Origin of the sequence: Lentilactobacillus raoultii (assembly GCF_900411375.1) — a bacterium.
GTDB lineage: Bacteria > Bacillota > Bacilli > Lactobacillales > Lactobacillaceae > Lentilactobacillus > Lentilactobacillus raoultii.
On sequence record NZ_LS422989.1, the window covers coordinates 83,125 to 107,442 of the forward strand.

Genomic DNA, 24,318 nt, shown 5'->3' on the forward strand with positions numbered 1-24,318 from the left:
TTTTTATTATTTTTGTAGAGGTGATTAATTGCTCAAAGGAAAAATTTACCAATCACTAGCTGGATTTTACGACGTTCAGTCTGGTGATCAACTTTATCGAACCCGAGCACGAGGGAATTTTCGTAAACGAAAAATCACCCCTCTGGTAGGAGATGACGTAAAGTTTCAGGTAGAAGACGATAATCAAGGGTACATTCTTGAAATCTTACCCAGAAAAAATGCTTTGACTCGACCACCGATTGCCAATATTGATCAGGCAATTGTGGCCACTGCAGCAACTCAACCCGCTTTTTCCAGTAATTTGTTGGATCGTCAACTAATTGCATTGGAAATTAGTCGAATTAAACCGGTGATTTATTTTACCAAAACCGACTTGCTAACTGACAGTCAACGTCAGCAATTAAAAGCTATTGCGGCCGATTATGCAAAGATACCCTATAAGGTTATTTTTCCGGAACCGGCTTTCTCGGAAGCGGCTTTACAGGAACTAAGAAAATTATTTTCTAAAAAAGAAAATGTTATTATGGGGCAAACTGGTGCCGGTAAATCAACCCTATTAAATCATTTGGCACCGACGTTGGCGCTAAAAACCGGTGAAATTTCGACGGCGTTAAATCGGGGACGCCATACAACTAGGCGAGTTGCCTTATTACAGGTTAACGATGGGCTGATTGCAGATACTCCTGGTTTCTCGTCTTATGATACGTTGGAAATTGATTTTCGCGAATTAGCGGCTTACTTTCCCGAATTTAAACGGGCATCAACTAAGTGTCGTTTTCGGGGATGTGTGCACGTCAATGAACCGGATTGTGAAGTAAAGCGGCAGGTTGAGACTGGTGAAATCATGAAAAGTCGTTACGAAAATTATTTACAGTTGTATACTGATATTAAGAACCGCAAACCAAATTATAAAAAGTGAGGAAGTTGATTATGATTAAAGTTGCACCTTCAATTTTGAGTGCTGATTATGTAAATTTACAGCGGGATATTGAAAAAGTTGATAAGGGTGGTGCAGAATTGCTGCATATTGATATTATGGATGGTGCTTTTGTGCCGGCCTTGTCTTACGGACCTGGCTGGGTAAAGGCCATTAAGCCAATTACCAACTTAACTTTGGACGTTCACATGATGGTTCAAAATCCGGAACGCTATATCAATGACTTCGCTGATGCCGGTGCCGATATTATCGGGGTTCATACGGAAGCCACACCACATATTCACCGAGCATTACAGATGATTAAGAATCGTCAGGTTAAAGCTGAAGTGGTGATTAATCCAGGAACGCCGGTTGCGGCGATTACACCCGTTCTTTACATGGTGGACCAAGTATTGGTTATGACAGTTAATCCTGGCTTTGGTGGTCAAAAATTCTTGCCGGAAACGGTTAAAAAAATTGCAGAACTTGATCAAATTAAAAAAGATCAGGGCCTAAACTTCGATATTGAAATCGATGGCGGCGTCAATGAAACAACCGTGGTTGGTGCTTACCAGGCGGGTGCAACTGTTGCGGTGGCTGGTTCCTATATTTTTGATGCTGATGATCCGGTTGCCAGAATTAATGCTTTAAAGGACGCAACTAAATGAAACTATTGAATCTTTTGGTCGGCGGGCCAATTGACTTGTGGCCTGATAAATTGAAAGCTGGTAAAATTAAGGGCAACTGGATTGGCATTGATCGGGGAAATTTGCATTTGATCAAAATGGGAATTGACCCATTAGTTGCCATTGGCGATTTTGACTCATTAAAGCCGGAAGAATTGGCTTTGGTCAAAGCACATATCAAGGATATTCGCCAATCAATTCCGGAAAAGGATGATACGGATACGCAATTGGGGCTAAAAGTGGCCATTGAGGAGCACCATGCAGATCGGCTTGATATTTATGGCGCTACGGGAGGCCGCTTAGACCATTTTTTAGCCAATTTATGGATGGTTTTGGAACCCCGATTTGAAAAGTACGCACCCAAAATCAGAATGATTGATCGGCAAAATACGTTAACTTTTTATTTGCCTGGTGAGTATCAAATTACTAAGGAACCAGATAAAAAATATTTGGCGTTTGTCGCTTTGACGCCCATGGCACACTTAAGCTTGTTTGATGAAAAGTATCAACTTTCCGATTACCAAGTAAAGCGGCCTATTTCATTGGCTAGTAATGAGTTTGTGGGCCAAACTGCGCATTTTAAATTTGCCAGTGGCGTCATGTGTGTGATTCAAAGCAAAGATATTAACCGATTCAATTAAAGCTAAAAGCAATTGTAAGTCGCTGGACTAAGTTCAGACTAACAATTGCTTTTTTCGTCTAGATTGAATGTGGTAAAATAGTACTTGGAACCGGTTTCTTGAAACAACTGAGTTAACCGATCCCAGTTAATTAATCAATTTATGAAGAAGGGACGCTTGATTTTGAAAACTTTTGATGCCATCATTAATCGAAAATCAGTGCGGACTTACACTGGGGAACCGCTCTCCGAAAATGAGTTGACACAATTACTAAAAACAGCCTATGCATCACCAGTTTCAATGGGCAATTATGACGATTTAACGATAACTGTAGTCACAAACTCTAAATGGCTAAAGCGCTTGGAGAGTAATGCTCAGCAAACGTTTCATACCGATCGGGCTATGCTGTATGGGGCGCCGATGCTCATCATTATTTCAACCAAACTTCAAGGGTCTTCAGCTGACAATGCGGCCTATTCAAATGCTGCGACAATTATTGAGAACATGAATATTGAAGCCGTTGAACTCGGATTAGGAGCTTGTCATATTTGGGGTGTGATTAATGCGTTAGCCCAAAATCAAGCTCTGATGCAAGAGATGAAACTTCCGGAGGGCCAAACACCGGTCGCCGGATTGGTCTTGGGTAAGAGTAACGAGCAGTATGAAGCTCGTGATATTCCAATGGATCGAATTGCGACTCAGCGATTGGACTAATCAAAAATCCGGGAAATCAAATGATCATTGTCATCGATTTCCCGGATTTTTTGATTTTTACGTTTATTATGACTCAGGTCAACTAAACGCGGGTTACTTTACCTGATTTAAGTGTTCGGGCAGAAACCCAAACTTTCTTTGGTTTACCGTCAACCAGGATCCGAACTTTTTGCAAGTTTGGCTTCCAGCTGCGACGGGTTGAGTTCAAAGCGTGTGAACGTTTGTTACCAAAGTGCGTTCGCTTGCCAGTGATAAAATCTTTAGCCATGGGGTATTAATCTCCCTTCTGATAGTCATTCTAGTGATAAATTTTGAAGCATTACACTTGAATAATTTATCATAATTACCTTGATATTGCAACACTTTTCTTTCAAGTAATTATACTTGACACGATGTTTTTACCGATAATAATTAGTTTGGGCTAATGAAGGTTTTAAAAGGACAAGTCTGCTATTGGACTAAAGGAAGACTGGATACCACACACTTTGGTTTTACACGGGTTTGTGGTAATATTAATTATCGTTAATATGTTGACAGATTAATTTTAAGGAGGCTATTTGCACATGGCCGTCAAAATAAAGACAAAATTTGGCATAGTAGATATTGATAACGATGTCATTGCCAACGTGGTTGGTGGTGCTGCTACCGACAATTATGGGGTTGTCGGTATGGCAAGTCGCAATCAAATTCGTGACAATATGAATGATATCTTGAATCGGGAAAACTACTTTAAGGGTGTCGAAGTTAAACAACATGACAACGAAATTGTGATTAATGTTTACATTATTGTTGCTTATGGCAATAAAATTTCTGAAGTAGCCAAAGCCGTTCAGGCAAAGGTTAAATATGATTTGCAAAGCATGCTTGGCGTCACCGCTAATTCGGTCAATGTAATTGTTCAGGGTGTTCAAGTCGCAAATGAAGACTAAAATGACGTCATTGACCAAGGAGGAAAAGTAGTTGAAAGTAACGGAAATTACCAACACCGAATTTACGGCGATGGTGCAAGCTGCATCTAATAAATTAAATCAAAATGCTGACTTTATTAATTCCTTAAATGTATTTCCCGTTCCAGACGGCGATACTGGCACTAATATGAGTTTATCACTGGCAAGTGGCTATAAATACGTTAATCAAGACGTCAGTACCAATGTAGGTAATCTTTGTTCATCATTAGGTAAAGGGTTATTGATGGGCGCCAGGGGGAATTCCGGCGTTATTCTATCTCAGATTTTTAGAGGGTTTGCAAAATCAACCGAAAATAAAGAAAAATTAAGTGCTCAAGACCTGGCTGATGCCTTTATTGCCGGCACGGAAACGGCTTATAAATCAGTTATGAAACCAACGGAAGGTACCATTTTAACCGTTATTCGGTTAGCTGCTCAGGCTGGTAAAAAAGCTGCGGCGACGACCAATGACGTTGTAGCTGTGATGGATGCCATTTACAAAAACTCAAAAGTTGCACTGAAAAAGACGCCTGATCTTTTGCCGGTTTTAAAAGAGGTCGGCGTTGTTGATTCCGGTGGTCAGGGACTGACATTTGTCTTGGAAGCTTTTGATGATGTGCTAAATGGCCGGGTTAACAATCAGAAAGGTGAGTATCAGCCAACGGATGCTGAAATGACTGAAATGATTGATGCGGCCCATCATCAAAGCGTTCAAAGCAAATTAGATCCTAACGACATTGTTTATGGTTACTGTACGCAAATAATGGTTCGTTTAGGTAAGGGAAAGGAAGTCGATCGAAAATTCGACTACCAAACTTTTTATGACTACCTTGCCAAACTTGGCGACTCACTTTTGGTTGTTAATGATGATGAAATTGTTAAAGTCCATGTTCATACGGAGCATCCAGGCAAAGTACTTGCTTGGGGCCAGGAATTTGGTGATTTGGCAACCGTTAAAGTTGATAATATGCGCTTACAGCAGGAAACAATTATTGAAAAAGATGACGGTGGTCAAACTCCTGACTCGCCGATTGAAAAAGCTGAAAGCCTGGCAGCCAAAAAGGATCAGCCAGCTGCTAAAATTGCCGTAATCGCCATTTCTTCTGGTGATGGGTTAACTAAATTATTTAAGAGTTTGGGCGTTACTGATATTGTTAGTGGCGGCCAAACAATGAATCCCAGCACGGAAGATATTGTAAAGGCGATTCAAAATACCCATGCCAAACAGGCTATTGTTTTGCCGAATAATAAAAATATTTTTTTGGCGGCCGAACAGGCTGCTAAAGTAGCTAATATTCCGACGGCAATTGTTCACTCAAAGACAATTTCACAAGGAATTACGGCGATGCTGGGCTTTAATCCCGAAAATACATTGGATAAGAATCGTCAAGCCATGGAAGATAATTTACCAATGGTTAAATCTGGTCAAGTTACGACAGCAATTCGAGATACGACAATCAATGGTTTGGAAATTAAAAAAAATCAATACATGGGAATTGCTGATGGCAAAATTGTGTCAGTTGATAATGATGTCGTTCGAGCAGCCGTTTCAATGGTTGGCAGCATGCTGGATGATGACAGTGAAGCCATCACTGTCATCTGGGGAGATGGTGCCAATGAGAAACTTGCTGACGAGGTTCAAACTGGCATTCTTCAATTAGATGATGAACTCGAAGTTGAAGTCCATGAAGGTGATCAACCAGTGTATCCATTTTTAATTTCTGTGGAATAATATAAAAATTGAGAGAGGCTGGATCAAGGCAAGTAACTTTGGTTTCCAACCTCTTTCTGCCGTCATTTTAGAAAAAGTTCTGCATAGTGAAAGGAATAGTCAATTTGACAAGTTTAGGTGATTCGGTGGCCGTACTTAAAGGGGTCGGTGCCAAACGGGTTGTGGCTCTAAATAAATTGGGAATCAATACAATTAATGACCTATTGACTTATTTTCCGCGACGTTATGATGATTTATCGATAAAGGACCCCTCAAAGGCAATTGATGGTCAAAAAGTGACAGTTCGAGGATTGGTGATTGCGGAGCCAATGTTGACGTATTTTGGTCGAAAAAAAAGTCGGCTTATTTTTCGACTCAAAATTCACGATAATATTTACACGGTGTCTTTTTTTAACCAACCGTGGCTAAAAAAAGAAGTCCATCCAAATGACGAATTGATTATTTTTGGGACTTACAATCGTGGCCGAAACCAGATTCAAGGAATGAAAATTTTAAATAATCAGCACGCCAATTCATTTGACTCTATCTATCCTGCCAGCAAAGAAGTTAAACAGACAACCATTAAATCACTGATCAAGCTGGCTTTTCAGACTTATCGTCATCAGTTGGTCGATATTATTCCTGAATCACTCAGAGCTAAATATCGATTAGAGTCGTTTTCAAATACCATTAAAAATATTCATTTTCCGGAATCCCCTCAAGCTGCTCAACGTGCATTTCGGACCGCTAAATTTATGGAATTCTTTTTGTTTGCCATGAAAGTTCAAATCTTAAAAGAAACCCATCGTCGAACCGATGATCATGCTAAAATCGAGTATCAAAAAGGGACTTTAACCGCTTTTCGGGAAAAGTTACCGTTTAAATTGACAGATGCACAGCAAAAAGTAATCGGTGAGATCTTAAGGGATCTGGCACGGCCAATCCAAATGAATCGGCTGTTGCAGGGCGATGTCGGAAGTGGCAAAACCGTTGTTGCAGCAATGGCAATTTTGGCAACCATCAGTGCTCATAAGCAAGCAGCAATTATGGCACCAACAGAAATTTTAGCTGAACAGCATGCCAATAATTTTGCCAAAATGTTTGCCGGCCTAAATGTTAACATTGCTTTACTGACGGGAGATACTTCAGCAGCCGCCCGTCGCGCAATGTTACCCAGTATTCAAAGTGGTGAAGTGGATCTGGTTGTCGGAACACACGCGTTGTTTCAAGAAGATGTGCGGTACGCTGAACTGGGATTGGCCGTCATTGACGAGCAACACCGGTTTGGTGTTAATCAGCGACAGGCATTGCGAAAAAAGGGAACCAGCACCAATATGTTGGCAATGACCGCCACGCCCATCCCCAGAACACTGGCAATTACGATGTATGGCGATATGGATGTGTCTATCATCAATCAATTGCCAACTGGTCGCAAACCCATTAAAACCACTTGGATTACATCGTCGCGGACCAATACGGCCATTCGCTTTTTAAAAAATCAGTTGGATAGTGGTAACCAGGTATACGTTGTCACACCACTGATTGAAGAATCGGAAGCCGTTGATATGAAGAATGCGGTCGCCATTTTTGAACGATTTAAAGCCATTTTTGAGCCGCAATTCAAGGTTGGCCTACTTCATGGTCAGATGTCAAATCAGGAAAAAGACGATACGATGAAGCACTTTAAAAATAATGACTTTCAAGTTCTGGTTGCAACGACGGTTATTGAAGTAGGGGTTGATGTTGCTAATGCAAATACGATGTTAATTTTTGATGCCGATCATTTTGGCCTGGCACAACTGCATCAGCTTCGCGGTCGGGTCGGTCGGGGATCAACGCAGGCATATTGCATTTTGGTTGCTGATCCTAAAAACGACATTGGCAAGGAACGGATGAAAGCAGTTGCCGGCAGCACCAATGGTTTTTTCTTGTCACAAAAAGATTTGGAATTACGGGGACAGGGAGATATTACCGGCCAAAAGCAGTCAGGAATGCCTGACTTTAAAGTGGCCGATCCGGTTGGTGATTTAAATATTTTAACGGTTGCTAATCAGGAAGCTCAAAAGATTACGGCTGAAAACCATTGGAAAAATAAGCCAGAAAATGTACAATTAGCAAAGTATTTACAAATTACCCAAACCATTAATTATGATTAAGGAGAGTCAAAATGAAAATTGCTGTTGATGCAATGGGCGGTGACTACGCCCCTAAAGAAATTGTTGAAGGTGTTGAACTGGCCAGAGATGCTTATCCGGATATTGAATTTCTTCTGTTCGGTTTGACTGATCAAATTCAAAAATACTTAAAAAATGATACCAGAATTGATGTTAAACAGGCTGATGAAGTGATCGAGATGGGTGATGAGCCGGTTAAAGCCGTTCGATCCAAGAAACATTCAAGTATGGTATTGGCAGCGACAGCTGTGAAAGAGGGTCAAGCCGACGCTTTTTTCTCTGCCGGCAATACTGGTGCCATTTTAGCTTCAGGGTTATTTATTATTGGTCGGATTAAAGGCATTGATCGACCTGGCCTAGCAACAACTTTACCGGTTGTTTCAACTGATACAGATCAGAAGAATTTTGTGATGTTGGATGTTGGGGCAAACGCCGACACCAAAGTGCTTAATATGTATCAATATGCCCTGCTTGGGAAATACTACGCCGCAAACGTGATGAATGTTGCCAACCCCAAAATTGGGTTACTGAATAACGGAACCGAAGCTGATAAAGGTGACATGGATCACCGGAAGGTTCATGATTTATTGGCAGCCGATCAGGACCTTCAGTTTATTGGTAATGTGGAGTCACGTGAATTACTAAACGGTGCTGCCGATGTTGTCGTGACCGATGGCTTTACTGGTAATGCCGTCTTAAAGAGTATCGAAGGGACAGCATTATCAATGCTTCATCTCATTAAGGGTAGTATTTTATCAGGTGGGATGACTTCTAAGCTTGGCGCGGCAATGCTTAAAGGGACGTTTGGCGAGATCGCTAAATCAATGGACTATTCACAGTACGGTGGCGCTGTTTTAATGGGGGTTAAAGCGCCAGTTGTCAAAACTCATGGTAGCACCAAAGCACCAACCGTGAAGAATACCATTGGCCAGATTAAGCAGATGATTGATTCCAAATTGATTCCAGATTTAAATGACTATTTAACAGGACATGCCGATCAACTTCAGGAAATTAAAGAGACTATCAAAAACGGCAAATAGTTTGATATAATAAGATTTGAATTAATAAATTGGAATAGGTGTATGATAATGGATAAACAAGAAGTTTTTAATAAAATTGCGGATTTGGTTGCTGATCAATTTGACATTGATCGTAAAAAGATCACCGGTGATTTGAATTTCCGTCAAGATCTGGATGCAGATTCAATTGATTTTGTTGAATTTGTCCTCGACTTGGAAGATACTTTCAATGCGGAAATTTCTGATGAAGATGCAGAAAAGTTGAATACGATTAACGAAGCAGTGGATTACGTTATGAGCCACCAAAATTAACAAAGCACTGCGGTTGTCGTCATGGATTTATAAATTAAAATGGAGGCACTTATTTGATACCAGGATTAAATGAAATGTTAAAGCAGGACTTTAATATTCATGTAACTGATCAGGATTTGCTTGATGAGGCGTTTACACAAGCGTCTTATGTAAATGAACATCGCGATCAGCATTTAAAATTTTATGAACGTTTGGAGTTCTTGGGAGACGCTGTGCTTCAACTAATCGTTTCGGAGTATATTTTCAAGCGCTACCCTAAGCTTCCACAAGGTCGTCTGACAAGGCTTCGGGCTGCAATGGTTAATGAACAAAGCTTTAGTACCTTTGCCCGTGAATGCCATTTTGATCGCTATATTCGACTCGGCAAGGGAGAAGAAAAAGCAGGAGCTCGAAATCGCGATTCATTACTGTGTGATATATTTGAATCGTTTGTGGGAGCACTCTATCTTGATCAAGGGAAAAAAGTGGTTGAGGGATTTGTTCAACAGGTTATTTTTCCTAAGTTGGATGAGGGCATGTTTGCCAAGTTCTTCGATCACAAAACGGAATTGCAAGAATTGGCACAAGCAGACGGACCGGTTGATATTGACTATGAGTTAGTTGACGAGTATGGCCCGGATAATGATCGGCTATTTAAAGTCAATGTTGCGATTAATGATCAAATACTGGGAGTCGGTGAGGGTCACTCAAAGAAGGATGCTGAACAACGAGCCGCTCAAGAAGCTTTAAAACATTTTAGCAAACGGGAAGATAATTTAGTTTAGATTGGAGAAACATCGTGCAACTTAAATCCATTGAAATTACCGGCTTTAAATCATTTGCCGAAAAAACAAACATCTCTTTTCCAAACGGAATGACAGGGATTGTTGGCCCTAATGGAAGTGGAAAGAGCAATATTGCCGAGGCTATTCGTTGGGTGCTTGGCGAACAGTCAGCCAAAAATCTGCGTGGCTCACGGATGCCCGATGTTATTTTTTCAGGTTCAGCTGATCGGCGGTCGCTCAATATGGCGGCCGTCACTTTATTATTGGATAATTCTGATCATTATCTTGATTCACCCTATTCGGAAATTAAAGTTTCTCGAAAATTGTTTCGCAACGGTGATAGTGCCTATTTCATAAATGAAAAGCAGTGCCGATTAAAAGATATTGCTGGCCTATTTATGGACACCGGAATTGGCCAAGGAAGTTTATCAATTATTTCTCAAGGAAACGTTGAAGAAATTTTTAATAGTAAACCAATTGATCGACGTTCAATTATTGAGAATGCGGCTGGCGTTTATAAATATAAGCGTCAGAAATCAACGGCTCAAACTGAAATTCTTCAAACAAATGATAATTTGGATCGGGTCAATGATATTATCCATGAATTGAAGGTTCGGTTGGGCCCCTTGGAAGAGCAAAGTAGCCAAGCAACGGATTACTTAGATCAAAAGAAGCGGCTGGATGAATTAGAAAAGCATCAACTAATCATGACGACTAAAACCCAGTTGGCACAAAAGCAAACTGCTTCGCATGAAATTACCAAGGTGCAAAAAATTGTTAGTCGCCTTTCAGATGAGCTTGATCAAAAAGATCTGTCTAGTCGCCAATTAAAAGCTAAATTGGATGCTGGTCGACAACAGGTTGACCAATTAAATTCAAAATTAATGAATCTTGCTACCCACATTGAATCGTTAAAAAGTAAGCAGCGGCTGTCGTCACAGGAAAGTGATTTTAAAAACGCCGATTTAGATCGATTATCCAACCAGTTGGCGGCAGTCAATGATCAGCTGACAGGCCTCACTCAAAAGCTTAGTCATTCTGCCAGCGTTGTTGATCAGACGCAAGTTAGTTTGGCAAATAACCAGACCCGATTGCGTCAAATTAAACGAGCCGCTAGTGAAAATAGTGTGCCAAAAATTGAGGCAAAGATTAAAGAATTACACACCCAATATTTTGATTTATTACAACAGCAAAGTGATTTAAAAAATCAAATTTCGTTAAATAAAAAAGATCGCCAACAATTTAAAGAACAAACCAAAGCTCAGCAGGTTAGAATTGAGCAAGCTGCCGATCAACTTAAAACGCTTGAACGCAACCGTCAAGTTAAGCAACAAGCTGTCAAATCATTAGCAAGTCAATTTGAAGCTGCGCAACAACAGCTCACTGGGCTACAAAAACAGTTAAAAGAAAAAAGTAAATTTGTGGAAACGACTCAGTCTAATTGGCTGGCAGCTTTAAAGATTGCTGAACAGGCTAAAGCCAAGAGTGCCTCATTAAAAGCGCTTCATGATTCTTATCAAGCATTTTACCGTGGAACAGCCAACTTATTGAAACATCGCAAAAAAATAGCCGGTATTTATGGGCCGGTTGCCGATTTTCTTCAAGTAGCTGATAAGTTTGTCAAAGCAATTGAAACGGCTCTTGGTGCTCAAGCCCAACACGTCATTGTTAAAGATAATGCCAGTGCGTCCGCAGCAATTAAGTTTATGACTAAAAATCGTTATGGCCGGGTAACATTGCTGCCGGTTGATACTATTCGGGGGCGTCATTTGTCGACTGGCGTGATAACCGAAGCTCGGCAGACTGAAGGCTTTGTGGGGATTGCCTCGAAGCTGGTTTCGGCACCGGCTAAGTTTCAAGAAATTGTTGACTTCCTTTTGGGAACGACAGTGATTGCCGATACCCTAGATCATGCAATTCAAATTTCAAAACGGATTCACCATCGAACCAGAGTCGTTTCACTAGATGGTCAAATTGTTAATGCTGGCGGTTCCCTGACTGGCGGTGCTAATCGATCAGCTAACCAGGGGGTATTAGTCCAAAAGAGCGAGTTGGCAAAGCTCGAAGCCTCAACACACGAAATGGCAGTTAAATTGACTGAGAAACAACGCCAGCTTCAATCTGCCAAACAGACGCTAAATGACATTCAAACGGCACATGATCGTTGTAAACAAACTGTTTTTGAATTGCAACAACAGTTAACCGGTCAAAGGGATGCCTTGGCAACTCTTCAGAAATCTTTTGAAGATAAAAAACGGGAACTGGCCACCCTTAAGCTGGCACTGGTCAATACTAAAAATCAAAATCAGGATCAGACCGAGGCTGAGTTACTTTCTAATAAAGCACAACTTGATCAACAAGTGACTCAAATTGCTGCTGAAATTGAGAAGCGTCAAAAGCAACTTGGAAATATCAAGAAAACAGCAGAAAATTATGATAAGAAAGCACAGTCACTTCATGATCAAATTGTGATTTCAAAGGAGCAGCTGCAGCATTACCAAGATGATCAAAAACGATTTTCAAGTCAGGCTGATCAGCTAAAGGGCCATCAACAACAGTTAACAGCGAAGTTAAAGTCCCTTCAAACTGAATTAGCGACTCAAACCGATCCGGAAAAAATTGATCAAGCCATTCAGCAGAGTAAGCATGAAAAGATTAAGCTGACCCGGTCTTTAGAGAAACAAAAGGAAATTGTTAGCCAAGCTGATCGTCAATATGAGCAGCTTCAATCAGAAATTAGAACGCAACAATTGGATTTAAATAATGCCACTTATGAATTAAAAGCTAAACAGCAAGCTTATCAAGACTTGACACAAAAATTGACAGCATCATTAGGACAATTAAAGTCGACCTTTGGGATTTCGGCAACGGATTTGGGACAAAAGGACTGGCACTGGGATCAGGAAACCCTTAGTCGACAAATTAAGATGCTTCGAACGGGGATTAATGAAATTGGCCCGGTTAATATTTCAGCTATTCAGGAGTTTCAAGATGTCTCAGAAAGATATCATTTTTTACTAAAGCAGCAAGAGGATTTATTAGCGGCTAAAAATCATTTAACTGCTACAATGGGTAAAATGGACCGCACAATCGCTCAAAAATTTGGTGTTACTTTTAATCAAATTGCGGCGTCCTTTTCAAAAGTTTTTAAGGAAATGTTTGGCGGTGGGGAAGCTAAGCTAGTGCTTACTGACCCGGATCATTTGTTAACCACCGGAATTGAAATTATGGTTAAACCACCCGGAAAAAATTATCGAAGTTTAAGCTTGCTATCTGGTGGTGAAAAAGCTTTAACAGCGATTACACTGTTATTTGCAATTATTAAAGTATCACCAGTCCCATTTTGCATTTTGGATGAAGCTGAAGCGGCACTTGATCCGTATAATGCCGATCGATTTGCTAGATATCTCAAAAAATTTGGGATTGAAACGCAATTTATTGTCATTACCCATCGAAAAGAGACAATGATTTATGCTGATACACTTTACGGGATTACCATGCAAGAATCAGGTGTTTCCAAAGTTATCAGTGTTAATTTGGATAACTTAAAAACAGAGGTGAGTTAAACATGGGGTTATTTGATATATTTAAGCGTCGCTCGAAAAAAAACAAAGAAAAAGAAATTGAGAAAAAGAAAGCTCAAGCGGAAACAGAATCAACCAGCCAACAGGCGGCTCAAGCATCGACGACCGTTGAACAGTCTCAAACGAGCACACCCGAAAAGCCATTAGATCATTCTCAGGAAGCTGAGTCAGGTAAGGTAGCCTCAAAAGAAGCTAGCGAATCAGCTGAAACTTCGGCTGAACAGTCGGAAAGTCAACAACCAGCTTCAAATGAAACTACTGAACCCGTTCAATCAAAAGAAGTGCCAAACAAAGCTATTTCCAAAGATAGTTCAGCCACTGAAGCGCCACAAAACGAGCCAAAAGAATCAACTCAAGAAGCTGCTGAAAACTTAACACAACCTGCTAAGCCGACTGTTAAAGACTCAGCGGTTTCGGATACGACCGCGCCCTCTCAAAAAGAAACCGGCCAAGAGGAAGTTCAAGCAGAAACATCTGCCGAGACGACCCAATCTTATGAGAAAGGATTAGCTAAATCACGCTCATCTTTTGGTCAAAAATTAAATGCCTTATTAGCTAATTTCAGACACGTTGACGAATCATTTTTTGATGATCTTGAGGATATGTTAATTGAGTCAGATGTCGGCTTTGAAATGTCAATGAAAATTGCCGATGAGTTGCGCCAAGAGGTTAAATTACAGAATGCCAAAAAACCAAAGGACGTACAGAATGTCATTGTTGAAAAAATGACTGAAATGTACGATCAGGCAGGAAATGGTGAGAATTCCACAATTCAAATGGCTGAAAAGGGGCCTACCGTTATTCTAATGGTTGGTGTTAATGGTGTTGGTAAAACCACTACGATTGGTAAAATGGCAAAAATGTACAAGGACCAGGGGAAAAAGGTTATTTTGGCGGCGGCTGATACTTTTAGAGCCGGTGCAATTGAACAATTGAATGTTTGGGCTCAGCGAGATGGTGTTGACATTGTTAAGAGTGCGCCTAAAAGTGATCCTTCATCGGTGGTTTTTGATGCTGTGAAAAAAGCCCGTGATGAGAATTATGACGTTTTAATGGTTGACACAGCCGGCCGTTTGCAAAATAAAGTTAACTTGATGAATGAATTGAGCAAGATGAAAAAAGTTTTAACTCGTGAAATTCCCGAAGCGCCACACGAAGTCCTGTTGGTTCTTGACGCGACAACCGGCCAAAACGCTTTGACGCAAGCCAAGACGTTTAAAGAAGCCACTGATGTAACGGGGATTGTTCTGACTAAGTTAGATGGAACGGCCCGTGGTGGGATTGTGTTAGCTATCCGTTCAGAACTTCATCTACCGGTTAAATATGTGGGACTCGGTGAAAAAGTTACTGATTTAAAGCCGTTTGATCCAAATGATTTTGTCTATGGCCTATTTAAAGGATTAATTTCTGAGTAACGACTGTTGAGTCAGCTATTTAATAAGTCGTTTTAACACAAAGTTGACGATGTTTGAAAAAACCGGTAATCTATGATGGTGTGTAGTCGAAATTTAAAATTCCGACTAATTCCATAAACTGTTTAATTAAAGGGGTTCTAGTATGGCTAACGAACTTGAAAAGACTAATTATATTAATTCGTTATTTGAATTTTATGAGCCGTTACTCACAAAAAAACAGGCAAACTATATTCAACTCTATTATGCTGACGATTTTTCATTAGGTGAAATTGCGGAAGAATATAATATTAGTCGCCAAGCAGTTTATGATAATATTCGACGCTCAGAAAAAATATTACAGCAATATGAAGACAAGTTGCATTTATATCATCATTTTACTGAGCGGAATAATAAATTGGATCAAATTCAAGAATATGTTGCCAAACACTATTCACATGATGCCGAACTAAATAAATTAATTAGTAGTTTAGAAACTACCGAAGAAGAATGAAAGTGGTGAAATAATGGCTTTTGAAGGACTGACTGAGCGGCTGCAGAATGCGATGAAAAAGCTTCGTGGCAAAGGTAAAGTAAGTGAAGCTGATCTCCGGGCAACAATGCGGGAAATTCGATTGGCATTGCTGGAAGCTGATGTTAATTTCCAAGTTGTTCGAGAATTTGTCAAAACAGTCGAACAAAGAGCAAAGGGCGCCAAAGTACTTGAAGGATTAAACCCTTCCCAACAAATTGTTAAAATTGTTGATGAAGAATTAACTAAAACCATGGGGGAGGCTGCCGTTCCACTGAATAAGGCACCAAAGATCCCAACGATAATCATGATGGCCGGACTCCAAGGTGCCGGGAAAACGACCACGGTTGGAAAATTAGCACTTAAACTAAAGAACGAGCAAAATGCCAGACCATTATTGATTGCAGATGACGTTTATCGTCCAGCTGCTATCGAACAATTGCAAACGGTGGGCCAGCAAATTGACGTTCCGGTTTTTCAGTTGGGAACCGATGTTGATCCGGTAGAAATTGCCAAGCGTGGATTGGAACAGGCTAAAACCAACCATAACGATTATGTAATTATCGATACGGCTGGTCGATTGCAAATTGACGAGAAATTAATGGGTGAATTAGGGAATATCAAAGCGGCTGTTCATCCAAACGAAATTTTATTGGTCATTGATGCCATGACTGGTCAGAACGCTGTTGCGACAGCTGAAGGATTTGACAAGGTTTTAGATGTCACCGGGGTTGTTTTGACCAAACTTGATGGAGATACTCGAGGCGGTGCCGCACTGTCGATTCGGGCAGTCACTGGTAAGCCAATTAAATTCGTCGGTCAGGGTGAAAAAATGGCCGATTTGGATGTTTTTCATCCGGATCGAATGGCTTCCAGAATTCTTGGTATGGGGGACATGCTTTCCTTAATTGAAAAGACCCAAAAGGAATATGATCAAAAACAAGCTGAAGAACTTTCTGAAAAAATCAAAGAAAATACGTTTGATTTCAATGATTTTCTTGATCAACTTGACCAGATTCAAAAAATGGGGCCTTTGGATGAAATCATGAAAATGATTCCTGGAATGGCTAACAATCCGGCATTACAAAATGTTAATATGAATCCTAAGGATATGGATCATTTAAAAGCGATTATTTATTCAATGACCGAACAGGAACGAACTGATCCGGATGTGATGAATCCATCCAGACGGAGACGGATTGCCCGCGGGTCTGGTCGACCGATCCAAGAAGTTAATCGGATGATCAAACAGTTTGGCCAAATGAAGACCATGATGAACAAGGTTTCTAAAGGAAACATGTCCGGTATGGAAAACATGATGAATCAGACTGGTATGGGCGGCGGTAAGTTGTCCAAACTGGCTATGAAGCAGTTTAGTCGGAAAATGAAGAAGAATAAACGTAAGCGGTTGAAAAGGAAACGAAAGAAGCGTTAATCCCATTATTTTAAGGACTTTTGATGGTGTAAAGAAAAAAACCTTTACAAGCACTTAAAATACTGGTATATTATTAATCGTTAAATGATTATAGGAGGTAAATTGCATGTCAGTAAAGATCCGTTTGAAACGCATGGGTTCAAAGAAACGTCCTTATTACCGGATTGTGGTTGCCGATTCACGTAGTCCTCGTGACGGCCGTTTTATTGAGAACGTGGGGACTTATAGCCCGTTAGCTCAACCAGCTAAAGTAACTCTTGAAGAAGAATCAATTATGAACTGGTTGAACAATGGTGCTCAACCATCTGATACGGTTCGTAACTTGTTATCAGATGCGGGTATCATGAAGAAATATCACGAAGCTAAATACTCAAAAAAGTAAGTGAGTGATTTATCATCATGGTTAGTGTTGATGGATTAATTAAAAAAATTGTTTCACCGTTAGTCGATTATCCGGACGAAATTCAAATTTCACATCACGAATCAGATCGTTTCATGGAGTATCATCTTCGGTTAAACGACGAAGATGTTGGTCGAATTATCGGCAAACATGGTCACGTGATTCAAACGATTCGAACGGTAGTTTACAGTGTGCCGGTTGATGGGCCTAAAAAAGCTCGGCTAATCGTTGATGATGAAAAACAGTAAAGGGGTTCTTGAGCGAAACGAAGGTTTTGTTTGAGAGCTTTTTTGTTATTTGAGATGGAGGATTTAATGGCGTATTATAATATCGGTAAAATTGTGAATACTCAAGGAATCAAAGGTGAAGTTCGAGTTATCTCAATTACAGATTTCCCTGAAAAAAGATTTCGAAAGGGAAATACTGTTTTTGCCAAACTTGATAAACCTAAAAAGCTGATTTCATTGGTGATTGATGGTGTTCGAAAGCACAAAGGATTTATTCTGCTGCACTTTAAAGGCTACCCAACCATCAACGATGTCGAGTTTCTAAAACCTTCTGTCCTAATGATTGATGAAACCAGTCTTTCAGATACTGACTTAAAACCCGGGGAATATTATTATCACCAAATTATTGGCCTGGATGTTTATGAAGATGACCAGTTTATTGGTAAGGTTAAAGAAATTCTTTCCCCAGGAGCTAATGATGTTTGGGTTGTCCAACGAAAAGGAAAGAGTGACTTGCTACTCCCCAAGATTGATTCAGTGGTTAAAGAAGTTGACTTGAAGAAGCAACGAATTATGGTTGAAATTCCGGAGGGGTTGGATGATGCGAATTGATGTTTTAAGCTTATTTCCAGAAATGTTTACCGTTCCGATGCATGATTCCATTATTGGCAGAGCCATTGAGAATCAAACAATCGATTTAGAAATCACCAATTTTCGTGAATTTACCCAGGATAAACACCGACATGTTGATGATTATCCATTTGGCGGTGGTGCAGGAATGCTGTTGCAGGCACAACCAATTATTGATGCTTATGACCATACAAAGGCTGTTGCCAAAAAAGCCGGATATTCGACGGGAAAAGTCATTTTAATGGATCCGGCAGGGAAAACATTTAAGCAGCAGGATGCTGAAATCTTGTCGCATGATGAACACTTAACCTTTATATGTGGTCACTATGAAGGATATGATGAACGAATTCGCTCAATTGTAACGGATGAATATTCACTTGGAGATTTCGTGTTGACTGGTGGCGAATTGCCGGCAATGGTTATGATTGATGCAATTACCCGGCTAATTCCGGGCGTTTTGGGGAATCAACAGTCCAAGGTTGAGGAATCCTTTTCAACCGGTTTATTGGAAGAACCTCAATATACCCGACCAGCTGAATTCAGGGGCATGAAAGTACCTGAAGTTCTGATGAATGGTGATCATAAAAAGATTGCTTTGTGGAATCAAAAAGAAGCGCTTCGACGAACCTACTTAAGGCGACCTGATATGATTGATCACCATCGCTTATCCAGTACGCAAAAGAAACTGCTGGCCGATGTTCGAATTGAAGAAGAGGAAAAAGCACACCAAAACGACTGACAAGAAAAAAACCTTTACACAGGCGTGAATTTTGTGGTACACTTGCATCTGGCGCAAGCCGCAAAACAACATTCCGCTGTCGAAAAAGAGATCATGAATGTTAGTGAAAGGAAGATTTGTTTATGCGACAAAATAAATTGATCGATATGATCAACGAAAAGCAACTGCGTAACGATATGCCAGATTTTCGGGCAGGAGACACTGTTCGAGTTTACGTTAAAGTTGTTGAAGGAAACAGAGAACGTATCCAATTGTTTGAAGGCGTTGTAATTAAACGTAAGGGCTCAGGTATTCAGGCTACATACACTGTTCGTAAGGTAAGTAACGGTGTTGGTGTTGAACGTATCTTCCCACTTCATTCACCACGGGTTGACAAACTAGAAGTTGTTCGACACGGTCGTGTTCGTCGTGCCAAGCTTTACTACCTGCGTAACTTACAAGGCAAAGCAGCTAGAATTAAAGCTTCTGTTCGTCCACGTAGCTAATTACAAAAATCAAACCGTATCCCAGTGTGGATGCGGTTTTTTGTGTTGATTTATTTTGTCCAAACTAATGTTTGAGTTTTCTTTTAAGATTAACTCAATTAAAAAGATTTCCAGGAAAAATAACCAATATTTTGATATGATTAAGAAGTGCGGTACTAATCGCCGATGTTTTTAAGAAAAGTGGTGTTAAGATGAACGATCAGCAACTAATTGATTGGTTTTTAAGATATCTCCGAAGTGATCGTCACTATTCCGAAGAAACCTTACAGGCCTATCAAAACAATTTAGCTGAATTTGAAGACTTTTTAATCAGAACTTCAAGTTCGAGTTCGCAGGAAAACTTGGTTAAAATTGATTCATTTGATGTTGAATCATACTTGACAGCGCTTTATGATAAAAAATATGCGAAAGCCAGTATTTCTCAAAAAGTATCCACACTTCGATCATTATATTATTTTTTGACCAAAAATGATGTGATCACCAAAAATCCGTTTGAGTATGTTCATTTAAAAAATACCAGTCGACGTTTACCACGTTTTTTCTATCCAAACGAAATGCGGGCATTGTTCGCAGCAGCCAAAAAAGGTGATCACCAACTGGCACTTCGCAATTCAGCAATTCTGGAAGTGCTTTATTCAACCGGAATGCGGGTAAGCGAGGTGGTTAATGCTCAATTGAAAGATATGGACTTGGATAACCAGCTGTTTTTGGTTACTGGAAAGGGACGCAAGCAGCGTTACGTGCCATTTGATGACTCTGCCAAGCAGGCAATTGAGCAGTATCTTAAAGAATCACGGACATTAATCATGCGAAAATATCATCAAAAACATGGCCGTCTTTTTGTTAATCATTATGGTAAACCGTTGACATCTAGAGGAATTGAGTATATTTTAGATGGCATCATTAACCAGAGTAGTCTGACAACTAATATTCATCCGCATATGCTACGGCATACGTTTGCAACTGAAATGCTGAATAATGGTGCTGATATGCGTTCGGTGCAGGAACTGCTTGGCCATAGTAGTTTGTCGACGACTCAAATTTATACCCATGTGACAAAATCACATTTAATGAATGATTATCAAAAATATTTTCCAAGAAATAATCAATCACTAAAACCAAAAAAGTAAGGAAGTTTATTATGCCAATAAAATTTGAAGCAACAACCATCGTCGCAGTCCGCCATAATGGACATTTGGCAATGGCCGGTGATGGTCAAGTGACAATGGGTGAAAAAGTTATTATGAAGGGAACTGCCCATAAAGTTCGCCGAATTTATGGCGGTAAAGTGGTTGTCGGATTTGCCGGCAGCGTTGCCGATGCTTTTAACCTTGAAGAACGATTTGAAAAGAAATTAAGCCAGTATGATGGCGATTTGAAACGTTCAGCAGTTGAATTGGCGCAGGATTGGCGCGGAGATCAACAATTACAAAAGTTAGAGGCACTACTTATCGTCATGAACGACAAAGATTTACTGTTAGTTTCCGGTCAGGGCGAAGTCATTGAACCGGATGATGACATTTTGGCCATTGGGTCAGGTGGCAACTTTGCTCTAGCAGCTGCTACGGCGATGAAACACCATGCTCAGAATATGAGTGCCCGCGAAATTGCTGAGGCGGCCATTCACATTGCCGGAAACATTGATATTTTCACCAATCAAAATGTCATTTCTGAAGAAATATAGAGGAGAATAACAATTGACAGAGTCTACACAAACCCCAAAAGAAATTGTTGAAGTACTTGATCAATACATTGTTGGTCAAACCGAGGCTAAAAAGGCGGTTGCGGTCGCTTTAAGGAATCGCTATCGCCGGATGCAACTTTCAAAATCAATGCAGGATGAAATTTCACCTAAAAATTTGTTGATGATTGGCCCAACCGGTGTTGGAAAAACCGAGATTGCCCGTCGACTGGCAAAAATCGTTAAAGCACCCTTTGTTAAGGTTGAAGCAACCAAGTTTACCGAAGTTGGTTATGTTGGCGGTGATGTTGAATCAATGGTTCGGGATTTGGTTGAAAATGCCGTTTTGCTTGAACAGGATGAAGAATACAAGCGGGTCCGAACGGATGCAGAAAAGCGAGCTAACAACCAATTAGTTAAGTTACTAGTTCCGGCTCAAAAGAAAAAGAACCGTCAAAATGACATGCAAAATTTAATGAACATGTTTACTCAATTACAAAATGGTCAAATGCCATCCGAAAATGATAATGACGATCAGGAAGAAGTAACTGATGACGTTCGGGAAAAGCGAATGTCAGTGTCTGATAAATTACGAGCTGGTCTTCTCGAAAATGAACAAGTTGAAATTGAAATGGATGATCCTTCTCAACAAGCCGTTGGCCAGAACTCGATGATGAATCAGATGGGAATTGATCTTAATGATACGCTTTCAGGATTAATGCCTAAAAAGAAGATTAAGCGAACTGTTCCGGTTAGCGAAGCGCGCGAAATTTTAATTCGTCAGGCATCAGAAGAGTTGGTCAATAAAGCCGACTTGTATCATAATGCGATTGTTAGAGCGGAAAATACGGGAATTATTTTCATTGACGAAATTGATAAAATCGCACCTGGGAAAGCTCAGAATTCTGGCGAAGTCTCACGTGAGGGTGTTCAACGTGACATTCTGCCAATTGTCGAAGGTTCTCAAGTGAATACTAAATATGGCCCGGTTAATACCGATCATATGTTGTTTATTGGTTCAGGTGCATTTGCTGAAAGTAAGCCATCAGATCTAATTCCTGAATTACAAGGACGTTTCCCAATTAGAGTTGAATTAAATGACTTGAATAAGGATGATTTTGTTAAGATTTTAACGGAACCCACCAATTCGCTAGTTAAGCAATATACAGCCTTGATCGGTACAGATAATATTAATGTGACTTTTACGATCGAAGCAATTAACCGAATTGCTGAAATTGCCACTCAAGTTAACCATAATACTGATAACATTGGTGCGCGACGGTTGCATACCATTCTTGAAAAGCTACTTGAAGATATCCTGTACGAAGGACCCGACATGCAGATGGGGGACATTACAATTACTGAAAAGTATGTTGATGACAAAGTTGGTAAACTTGCAGGAAATAAGGATCTTTCTCGATACATTCTTTAAAAATCGATGATGGAGGCTTAGAAATGATAACCCTTAGGAATCAATATTTATCGGTCCTTGTCAATGAATTCGGGGCAGAATTGACCAGTGTTAAGGCTGAAGATGATGCTGATTATATCTGGCAGGCGGACCCAGCTTACTGGAAACGCCACGCACCTATTTTATTCCCAATTGTTGGTCGATTAAAGGATAATCAGTATGTCTATCAGGGAAAAACTTATCAAATGACGCAACACGGTTTTGCTCGTGATCAGCAATTCCAAATTGTGGACCAAACCGAAACGGCCGTCACGCTTTTGTTGAGTCAGAATGCTGCTACCTTGGCAAAATATCCGTTTAATTTTAACCTGCGAGTTCATTTTGAACTACATGCACACGAACTGGCGATTCGATTTACAGTTGAAAATCCGAGTGATCAATTAATGTTGTTTTCCTTAGGAGCTCATCCAGGCTTTAACGTACCGTTTGCTGGCGCAGGAAATTTTACTGACTATTTTATTCGGGTTGCACCAAAGGCCAAATATCGCAAAATTCCTTTGAAACCACCTTACAGTGATCCGGCAGATCCGCAAGAATTGGATTTTACCAAGCCTCTTAGTCTTAATCATGAGTTATTTAAGAACGACGCTTTGGTACTTGATTTAGAGGGCCAACAAACAACCTTAATGCTTGCCAATACTCAAAATGATCATGGCGTGGCAATTTCTTTAACTAAGGCGCCATATGTGGGGATTTGGTCTCCTTATCCTAAACAAGCACCATTTGTTTGCATAGAGCCATGGTGGGGACTGGCAGATCCAATCAATGCCACTGGTCATTTGGAAGATAAATTTGCAATTAATCGATTATCCGGTCATCAATCCTTTGAAGCAGGTTATCAATTAAGTTTTTTCTAAAAACGTCATTGGGTTATATAATGGCAAAAAAGCGGGCAATTCAGTATTTGAATCGCTCGCTTTTAATTGGAAACGGTTAGTCGACTATATTTTCGTCCCTTAGCGTTGTTTTTAAAGATAAAGATGTGATAGAATCAAACTTGCTGTATAAAGGAAAAACAAGGACTTAGCGCCGGTTACGTAACACATTCCCCAGTCCAAACGGTACCATACTTTCTGTTCCGTGAAAGATCCGATTAATATTTGTCCGGTGACGATACACAATAAAAATTGTGAGAATAACCGCCAAAATAAACAAATAGGTGTCATGGACTAAAAAAGTGGCAATGGCAATGCATGGAAATGTGATAATACTAGCTAAGCTGACCATGCTGGTTAGAAGGATAATGACAACCCAAATGCCTGCCGCTAAAAAGAAAAATGACGGTTTGTATGCAAGCAGCATGCCAGCACTGGTAGCAACTGCTTTACCACCTTTAAAGTGATCAAAAATTGAAAATGTATGGCCTAAAATGGCTGCTAATCCAAAAAGTAATGGATTAACCAAATTGCTGTTAAAAAAGACTGGTAGCAAAGTGGCAACGGCTCCTTTAGAAATATCCATGGCCATGACGATGGTGCCGGCAATTGGTCCAAGAACCCGGTATGTATTGGTTGTCCCAATATTACCGGAACCGTGTTGACGAATATCGATGTGGAAAAAAGCTTTTCCGATCCAAACACCGCTTGGGATTGACCCCAGCAAGTAAGCTAAAATCAACATTAAAATAATCTTTTCAATCTCAGAATTCATTTTAAACCCCACTACAATCATGTTTTATTTAATATAATAGCACTTCTAATATTAGCATGATAATGGCAACGCGCCAATGCCAACCAAAGCAGTTTCTTAAAACTGTTTGCAAATAAGCTTTGATCACCCTTTAAAAAGTCGAGTCATGTAATTGGTACTTACAAGTTTAATTAAATTTTAAGGGAATGTTCGTTTGCCTACATGCTATAATGATTTTGTGATCTAATCGA

25 protein-coding genes are annotated in these 24,318 nt (G+C 40.1%); 23 read left to right on the forward strand and 2 right to left on the reverse strand.

Going from position 1 to position 24,318, the window contains the following annotated elements; translation table 11 throughout:
• The first annotated feature begins 28 nt into the window (after nucleotides 1–28).
• From rsgA to ED605_RS08920, 4 genes are all read left to right on the forward strand, one after another.
• Complete coding sequence (rsgA, locus tag ED605_RS08905; protein ID WP_121978556.1) at nucleotides 29–919, forward strand: ribosome small subunit-dependent GTPase A; 891 nt, start codon at nucleotides 29–31, stop codon at nucleotides 917–919.
• Nucleotides 920–930: 11 nt separating this feature from the next.
• The gene (rpe, locus tag ED605_RS08910; protein ID WP_121978557.1) at nucleotides 931–1,584 is read left to right on the forward strand and encodes a ribulose-phosphate 3-epimerase; all 654 of its coding nucleotides are present in this window, start codon (nucleotides 931–933) and stop codon (nucleotides 1,582–1,584) included.
• Nucleotides 1,581–2,243, forward strand: coding sequence for a thiamine diphosphokinase (locus tag ED605_RS08915; protein ID WP_121978558.1), 663 nt, complete (start codon nucleotides 1,581–1,583; stop codon nucleotides 2,241–2,243). The genes rpe and ED605_RS08915 overlap by 4 nt, the downstream gene beginning before the upstream one ends.
• Nucleotides 2,244–2,405: 162 nt before the next feature.
• Nucleotides 2,406–2,936 (forward strand): nitroreductase family protein, encoded by a 531-nt coding sequence (locus tag ED605_RS08920; protein WP_121978600.1) that lies wholly within the window; start codon nucleotides 2,406–2,408, stop codon nucleotides 2,934–2,936.
• Between the two features lie 82 nt (nucleotides 2,937–3,018).
• Here ED605_RS08920 and rpmB read toward each other — a convergent pair whose 3' ends face one another.
• Nucleotides 3,019–3,204, reverse strand: coding sequence for a 50S ribosomal protein L28 (gene rpmB / locus ED605_RS08925; protein ID WP_121978559.1), 186 nt, complete (start codon nucleotides 3,202–3,204; stop codon nucleotides 3,019–3,021).
• A gap of 295 nt (nucleotides 3,205–3,499) precedes the next feature.
• Here rpmB and ED605_RS08930 point away from each other — a divergent pair, with 295 nt between their 5' ends.
• From ED605_RS08930 to ED605_RS09020, 19 genes are all read left to right on the forward strand, one after another.
• The gene (locus ED605_RS08930) at nucleotides 3,500–3,865 is read left to right on the forward strand and encodes an Asp23/Gls24 family envelope stress response protein (RefSeq protein ID WP_121978560.1); all 366 of its coding nucleotides are present in this window, start codon (nucleotides 3,500–3,502) and stop codon (nucleotides 3,863–3,865) included.
• A 31-nt stretch (nucleotides 3,866–3,896) separates the two neighbouring features.
• Nucleotides 3,897–5,615, forward strand: a complete 1,719-nt coding sequence (locus ED605_RS08935) for a DAK2 domain-containing protein (RefSeq protein WP_121978561.1) — start codon at nucleotides 3,897–3,899, stop codon at nucleotides 5,613–5,615.
• Nucleotides 5,616–5,719: 104 nt separating this feature from the next.
• Nucleotides 5,720–7,750: an ATP-dependent DNA helicase RecG gene (gene recG / locus ED605_RS08940; protein WP_121978562.1), complete on the forward strand. Its 2,031-nt coding sequence runs from the start codon at nucleotides 5,720–5,722 to the stop codon at nucleotides 7,748–7,750.
• 11 nt (nucleotides 7,751–7,761) lie between these two features.
• On the forward strand, nucleotides 7,762–8,808 hold the full coding sequence (gene plsX, locus ED605_RS08945) for a phosphate acyltransferase PlsX (protein ID WP_121978563.1): 1,047 nt from the start codon (nucleotides 7,762–7,764) through the stop codon (nucleotides 8,806–8,808).
• Between the two features lie 48 nt (nucleotides 8,809–8,856).
• Nucleotides 8,857–9,099 carry an acyl carrier protein gene (gene acpP, locus ED605_RS08950; protein WP_121978564.1) on the forward strand — a complete coding sequence of 81 codons (243 nt, stop codon included), beginning with the start codon at nucleotides 8,857–8,859 and terminating at the stop codon, nucleotides 9,097–9,099.
• Between the two features lie 53 nt (nucleotides 9,100–9,152).
• Complete coding sequence (gene rnc, locus ED605_RS08955; protein ID WP_121978565.1) at nucleotides 9,153–9,863, forward strand: ribonuclease III; 711 nt, start codon at nucleotides 9,153–9,155, stop codon at nucleotides 9,861–9,863.
• A 14-nt stretch (nucleotides 9,864–9,877) separates the two neighbouring features.
• Nucleotides 9,878–13,429, forward strand: a complete 3,552-nt coding sequence (gene smc / locus ED605_RS08960) for a chromosome segregation protein SMC (RefSeq protein ID WP_121978566.1) — start codon at nucleotides 9,878–9,880, stop codon at nucleotides 13,427–13,429.
• Nucleotides 13,430–13,431: 2 nt separating this feature from the next.
• On the forward strand, nucleotides 13,432–14,862 hold the full coding sequence (ftsY, locus tag ED605_RS08965) for a signal recognition particle-docking protein FtsY (protein ID WP_121978567.1): 1,431 nt from the start codon (nucleotides 13,432–13,434) through the stop codon (nucleotides 14,860–14,862).
• Nucleotides 14,863–15,004: 142 nt separating this feature from the next.
• Nucleotides 15,005–15,352 (forward strand): putative DNA-binding protein, encoded by a 348-nt coding sequence (locus tag ED605_RS08970; RefSeq protein WP_121978568.1) that lies wholly within the window; start codon nucleotides 15,005–15,007, stop codon nucleotides 15,350–15,352.
• Nucleotides 15,353–15,365: 13 nt separating this feature from the next.
• Entirely contained in the window at nucleotides 15,366–16,805 is a 1,440-nt protein-coding gene (ffh, locus tag ED605_RS08975; protein WP_121978569.1) for a signal recognition particle protein, read from the forward strand.
• A 106-nt stretch (nucleotides 16,806–16,911) separates the two neighbouring features.
• A complete protein-coding gene (gene rpsP / locus ED605_RS08980; RefSeq protein WP_121978570.1) occupies nucleotides 16,912–17,187 on the forward strand; it encodes a 30S ribosomal protein S16 in 276 nt (91 codons plus the stop codon).
• 17 nt (nucleotides 17,188–17,204) lie between these two features.
• Nucleotides 17,205–17,453 carry a KH domain-containing protein gene (locus tag ED605_RS08985; RefSeq protein WP_121978571.1) on the forward strand — a complete coding sequence of 83 codons (249 nt, stop codon included), beginning with the start codon at nucleotides 17,205–17,207 and terminating at the stop codon, nucleotides 17,451–17,453.
• Nucleotides 17,454–17,519: 66 nt separating this feature from the next.
• Nucleotides 17,520–18,044 carry a ribosome maturation factor RimM gene (rimM, locus tag ED605_RS08990; RefSeq protein ID WP_121978572.1) on the forward strand — a complete coding sequence of 175 codons (525 nt, stop codon included), beginning with the start codon at nucleotides 17,520–17,522 and terminating at the stop codon, nucleotides 18,042–18,044.
• The gene (gene trmD, locus ED605_RS08995; RefSeq protein ID WP_121978573.1) at nucleotides 18,034–18,801 is read left to right on the forward strand and encodes a tRNA (guanosine(37)-N1)-methyltransferase TrmD; all 768 of its coding nucleotides are present in this window, start codon (nucleotides 18,034–18,036) and stop codon (nucleotides 18,799–18,801) included. Before rimM ends, trmD begins: the two co-directional genes overlap by 11 nt.
• A gap of 122 nt (nucleotides 18,802–18,923) precedes the next feature.
• Nucleotides 18,924–19,286, forward strand: coding sequence for a 50S ribosomal protein L19 (gene rplS, locus ED605_RS09000; RefSeq protein WP_121978574.1), 363 nt, complete (start codon nucleotides 18,924–18,926; stop codon nucleotides 19,284–19,286).
• Between the two features lie 191 nt (nucleotides 19,287–19,477).
• Nucleotides 19,478–20,416, forward strand: coding sequence for a tyrosine recombinase XerC (xerC, locus tag ED605_RS09005; RefSeq protein ID WP_121978575.1), 939 nt, complete (start codon nucleotides 19,478–19,480; stop codon nucleotides 20,414–20,416).
• Between the two features lie 11 nt (nucleotides 20,417–20,427).
• A complete protein-coding gene (hslV, locus tag ED605_RS09010) occupies nucleotides 20,428–20,970 on the forward strand; it encodes an ATP-dependent protease subunit HslV (RefSeq protein WP_121978576.1) in 543 nt (180 codons plus the stop codon).
• A 13-nt stretch (nucleotides 20,971–20,983) separates the two neighbouring features.
• A complete protein-coding gene (hslU, locus tag ED605_RS09015; protein ID WP_121978577.1) occupies nucleotides 20,984–22,399 on the forward strand; it encodes an ATP-dependent protease ATPase subunit HslU in 1,416 nt (471 codons plus the stop codon).
• Nucleotides 22,400–22,422: 23 nt separating this feature from the next.
• On the forward strand, nucleotides 22,423–23,295 hold the full coding sequence (locus tag ED605_RS09020; RefSeq protein ID WP_121978578.1) for an aldose 1-epimerase family protein: 873 nt from the start codon (nucleotides 22,423–22,425) through the stop codon (nucleotides 23,293–23,295).
• A 166-nt stretch (nucleotides 23,296–23,461) separates the two neighbouring features.
• On the opposite strand, the gene plsY is transcribed toward ED605_RS09020, so the two are convergent.
• Complete coding sequence (gene plsY, locus ED605_RS09025; RefSeq protein WP_191981365.1) at nucleotides 23,462–24,088, reverse strand: glycerol-3-phosphate 1-O-acyltransferase PlsY; 627 nt, start codon at nucleotides 24,086–24,088, stop codon at nucleotides 23,462–23,464.
• Nucleotides 24,089–24,318 lie beyond the last annotated feature (230 nt).

What these genes read in the sequence shown, in the direction of transcription:
- rpe (WP_121978557.1), top strand. Translation starts at nt 931, where the DNA reads ATGATTAAAGTTGCACCTTCAATTTTGAGTGCTGATTATGTAAATTTA.
- ED605_RS08915 (WP_121978558.1), top strand. Translation starts at nt 1,581, where the DNA reads ATGAAACTATTGAATCTTTTGGTCGGCGGGCCAATTGACTTGTGGCCT.
- rpmB (WP_121978559.1), bottom strand. Translation starts at nt 3,204, where the DNA reads ATGGCTAAAGATTTTATCACTGGCAAGCGAACGCACTTTGGTAACAAA.
- ED605_RS08930 (WP_121978560.1), top strand. Translation starts at nt 3,500, where the DNA reads ATGGCCGTCAAAATAAAGACAAAATTTGGCATAGTAGATATTGATAAC.
- plsX (WP_121978563.1), top strand. Translation starts at nt 7,762, where the DNA reads ATGAAAATTGCTGTTGATGCAATGGGCGGTGACTACGCCCCTAAAGAA.
- acpP (WP_121978564.1), top strand. Translation starts at nt 8,857, where the DNA reads ATGGATAAACAAGAAGTTTTTAATAAAATTGCGGATTTGGTTGCTGAT.
- ftsY (WP_121978567.1), top strand. Translation starts at nt 13,432, where the DNA reads ATGGGGTTATTTGATATATTTAAGCGTCGCTCGAAAAAAAACAAAGAA.
- ED605_RS08970 (WP_121978568.1), top strand. Translation starts at nt 15,005, where the DNA reads ATGGCTAACGAACTTGAAAAGACTAATTATATTAATTCGTTATTTGAA.
- ffh (WP_121978569.1), top strand. Translation starts at nt 15,366, where the DNA reads ATGGCTTTTGAAGGACTGACTGAGCGGCTGCAGAATGCGATGAAAAAG.
- rpsP (WP_121978570.1), top strand. Translation starts at nt 16,912, where the DNA reads ATGTCAGTAAAGATCCGTTTGAAACGCATGGGTTCAAAGAAACGTCCT.
- ED605_RS08985 (WP_121978571.1), top strand. Translation starts at nt 17,205, where the DNA reads ATGGTTAGTGTTGATGGATTAATTAAAAAAATTGTTTCACCGTTAGTC.
- rimM (WP_121978572.1), top strand. Translation starts at nt 17,520, where the DNA reads ATGGCGTATTATAATATCGGTAAAATTGTGAATACTCAAGGAATCAAA.
- trmD (WP_121978573.1), top strand. Translation starts at nt 18,034, where the DNA reads ATGCGAATTGATGTTTTAAGCTTATTTCCAGAAATGTTTACCGTTCCG.
- rplS (WP_121978574.1), top strand. Translation starts at nt 18,924, where the DNA reads ATGCGACAAAATAAATTGATCGATATGATCAACGAAAAGCAACTGCGT.
- xerC (WP_121978575.1), top strand. Translation starts at nt 19,478, where the DNA reads ATGAACGATCAGCAACTAATTGATTGGTTTTTAAGATATCTCCGAAGT.
- hslV (WP_121978576.1), top strand. Translation starts at nt 20,428, where the DNA reads ATGCCAATAAAATTTGAAGCAACAACCATCGTCGCAGTCCGCCATAAT.
- ED605_RS09020 (WP_121978578.1), top strand. Translation starts at nt 22,423, where the DNA reads ATGATAACCCTTAGGAATCAATATTTATCGGTCCTTGTCAATGAATTC.
- plsY (WP_191981365.1), bottom strand. Translation starts at nt 24,088, where the DNA reads ATGAATTCTGAGATTGAAAAGATTATTTTAATGTTGATTTTAGCTTAC.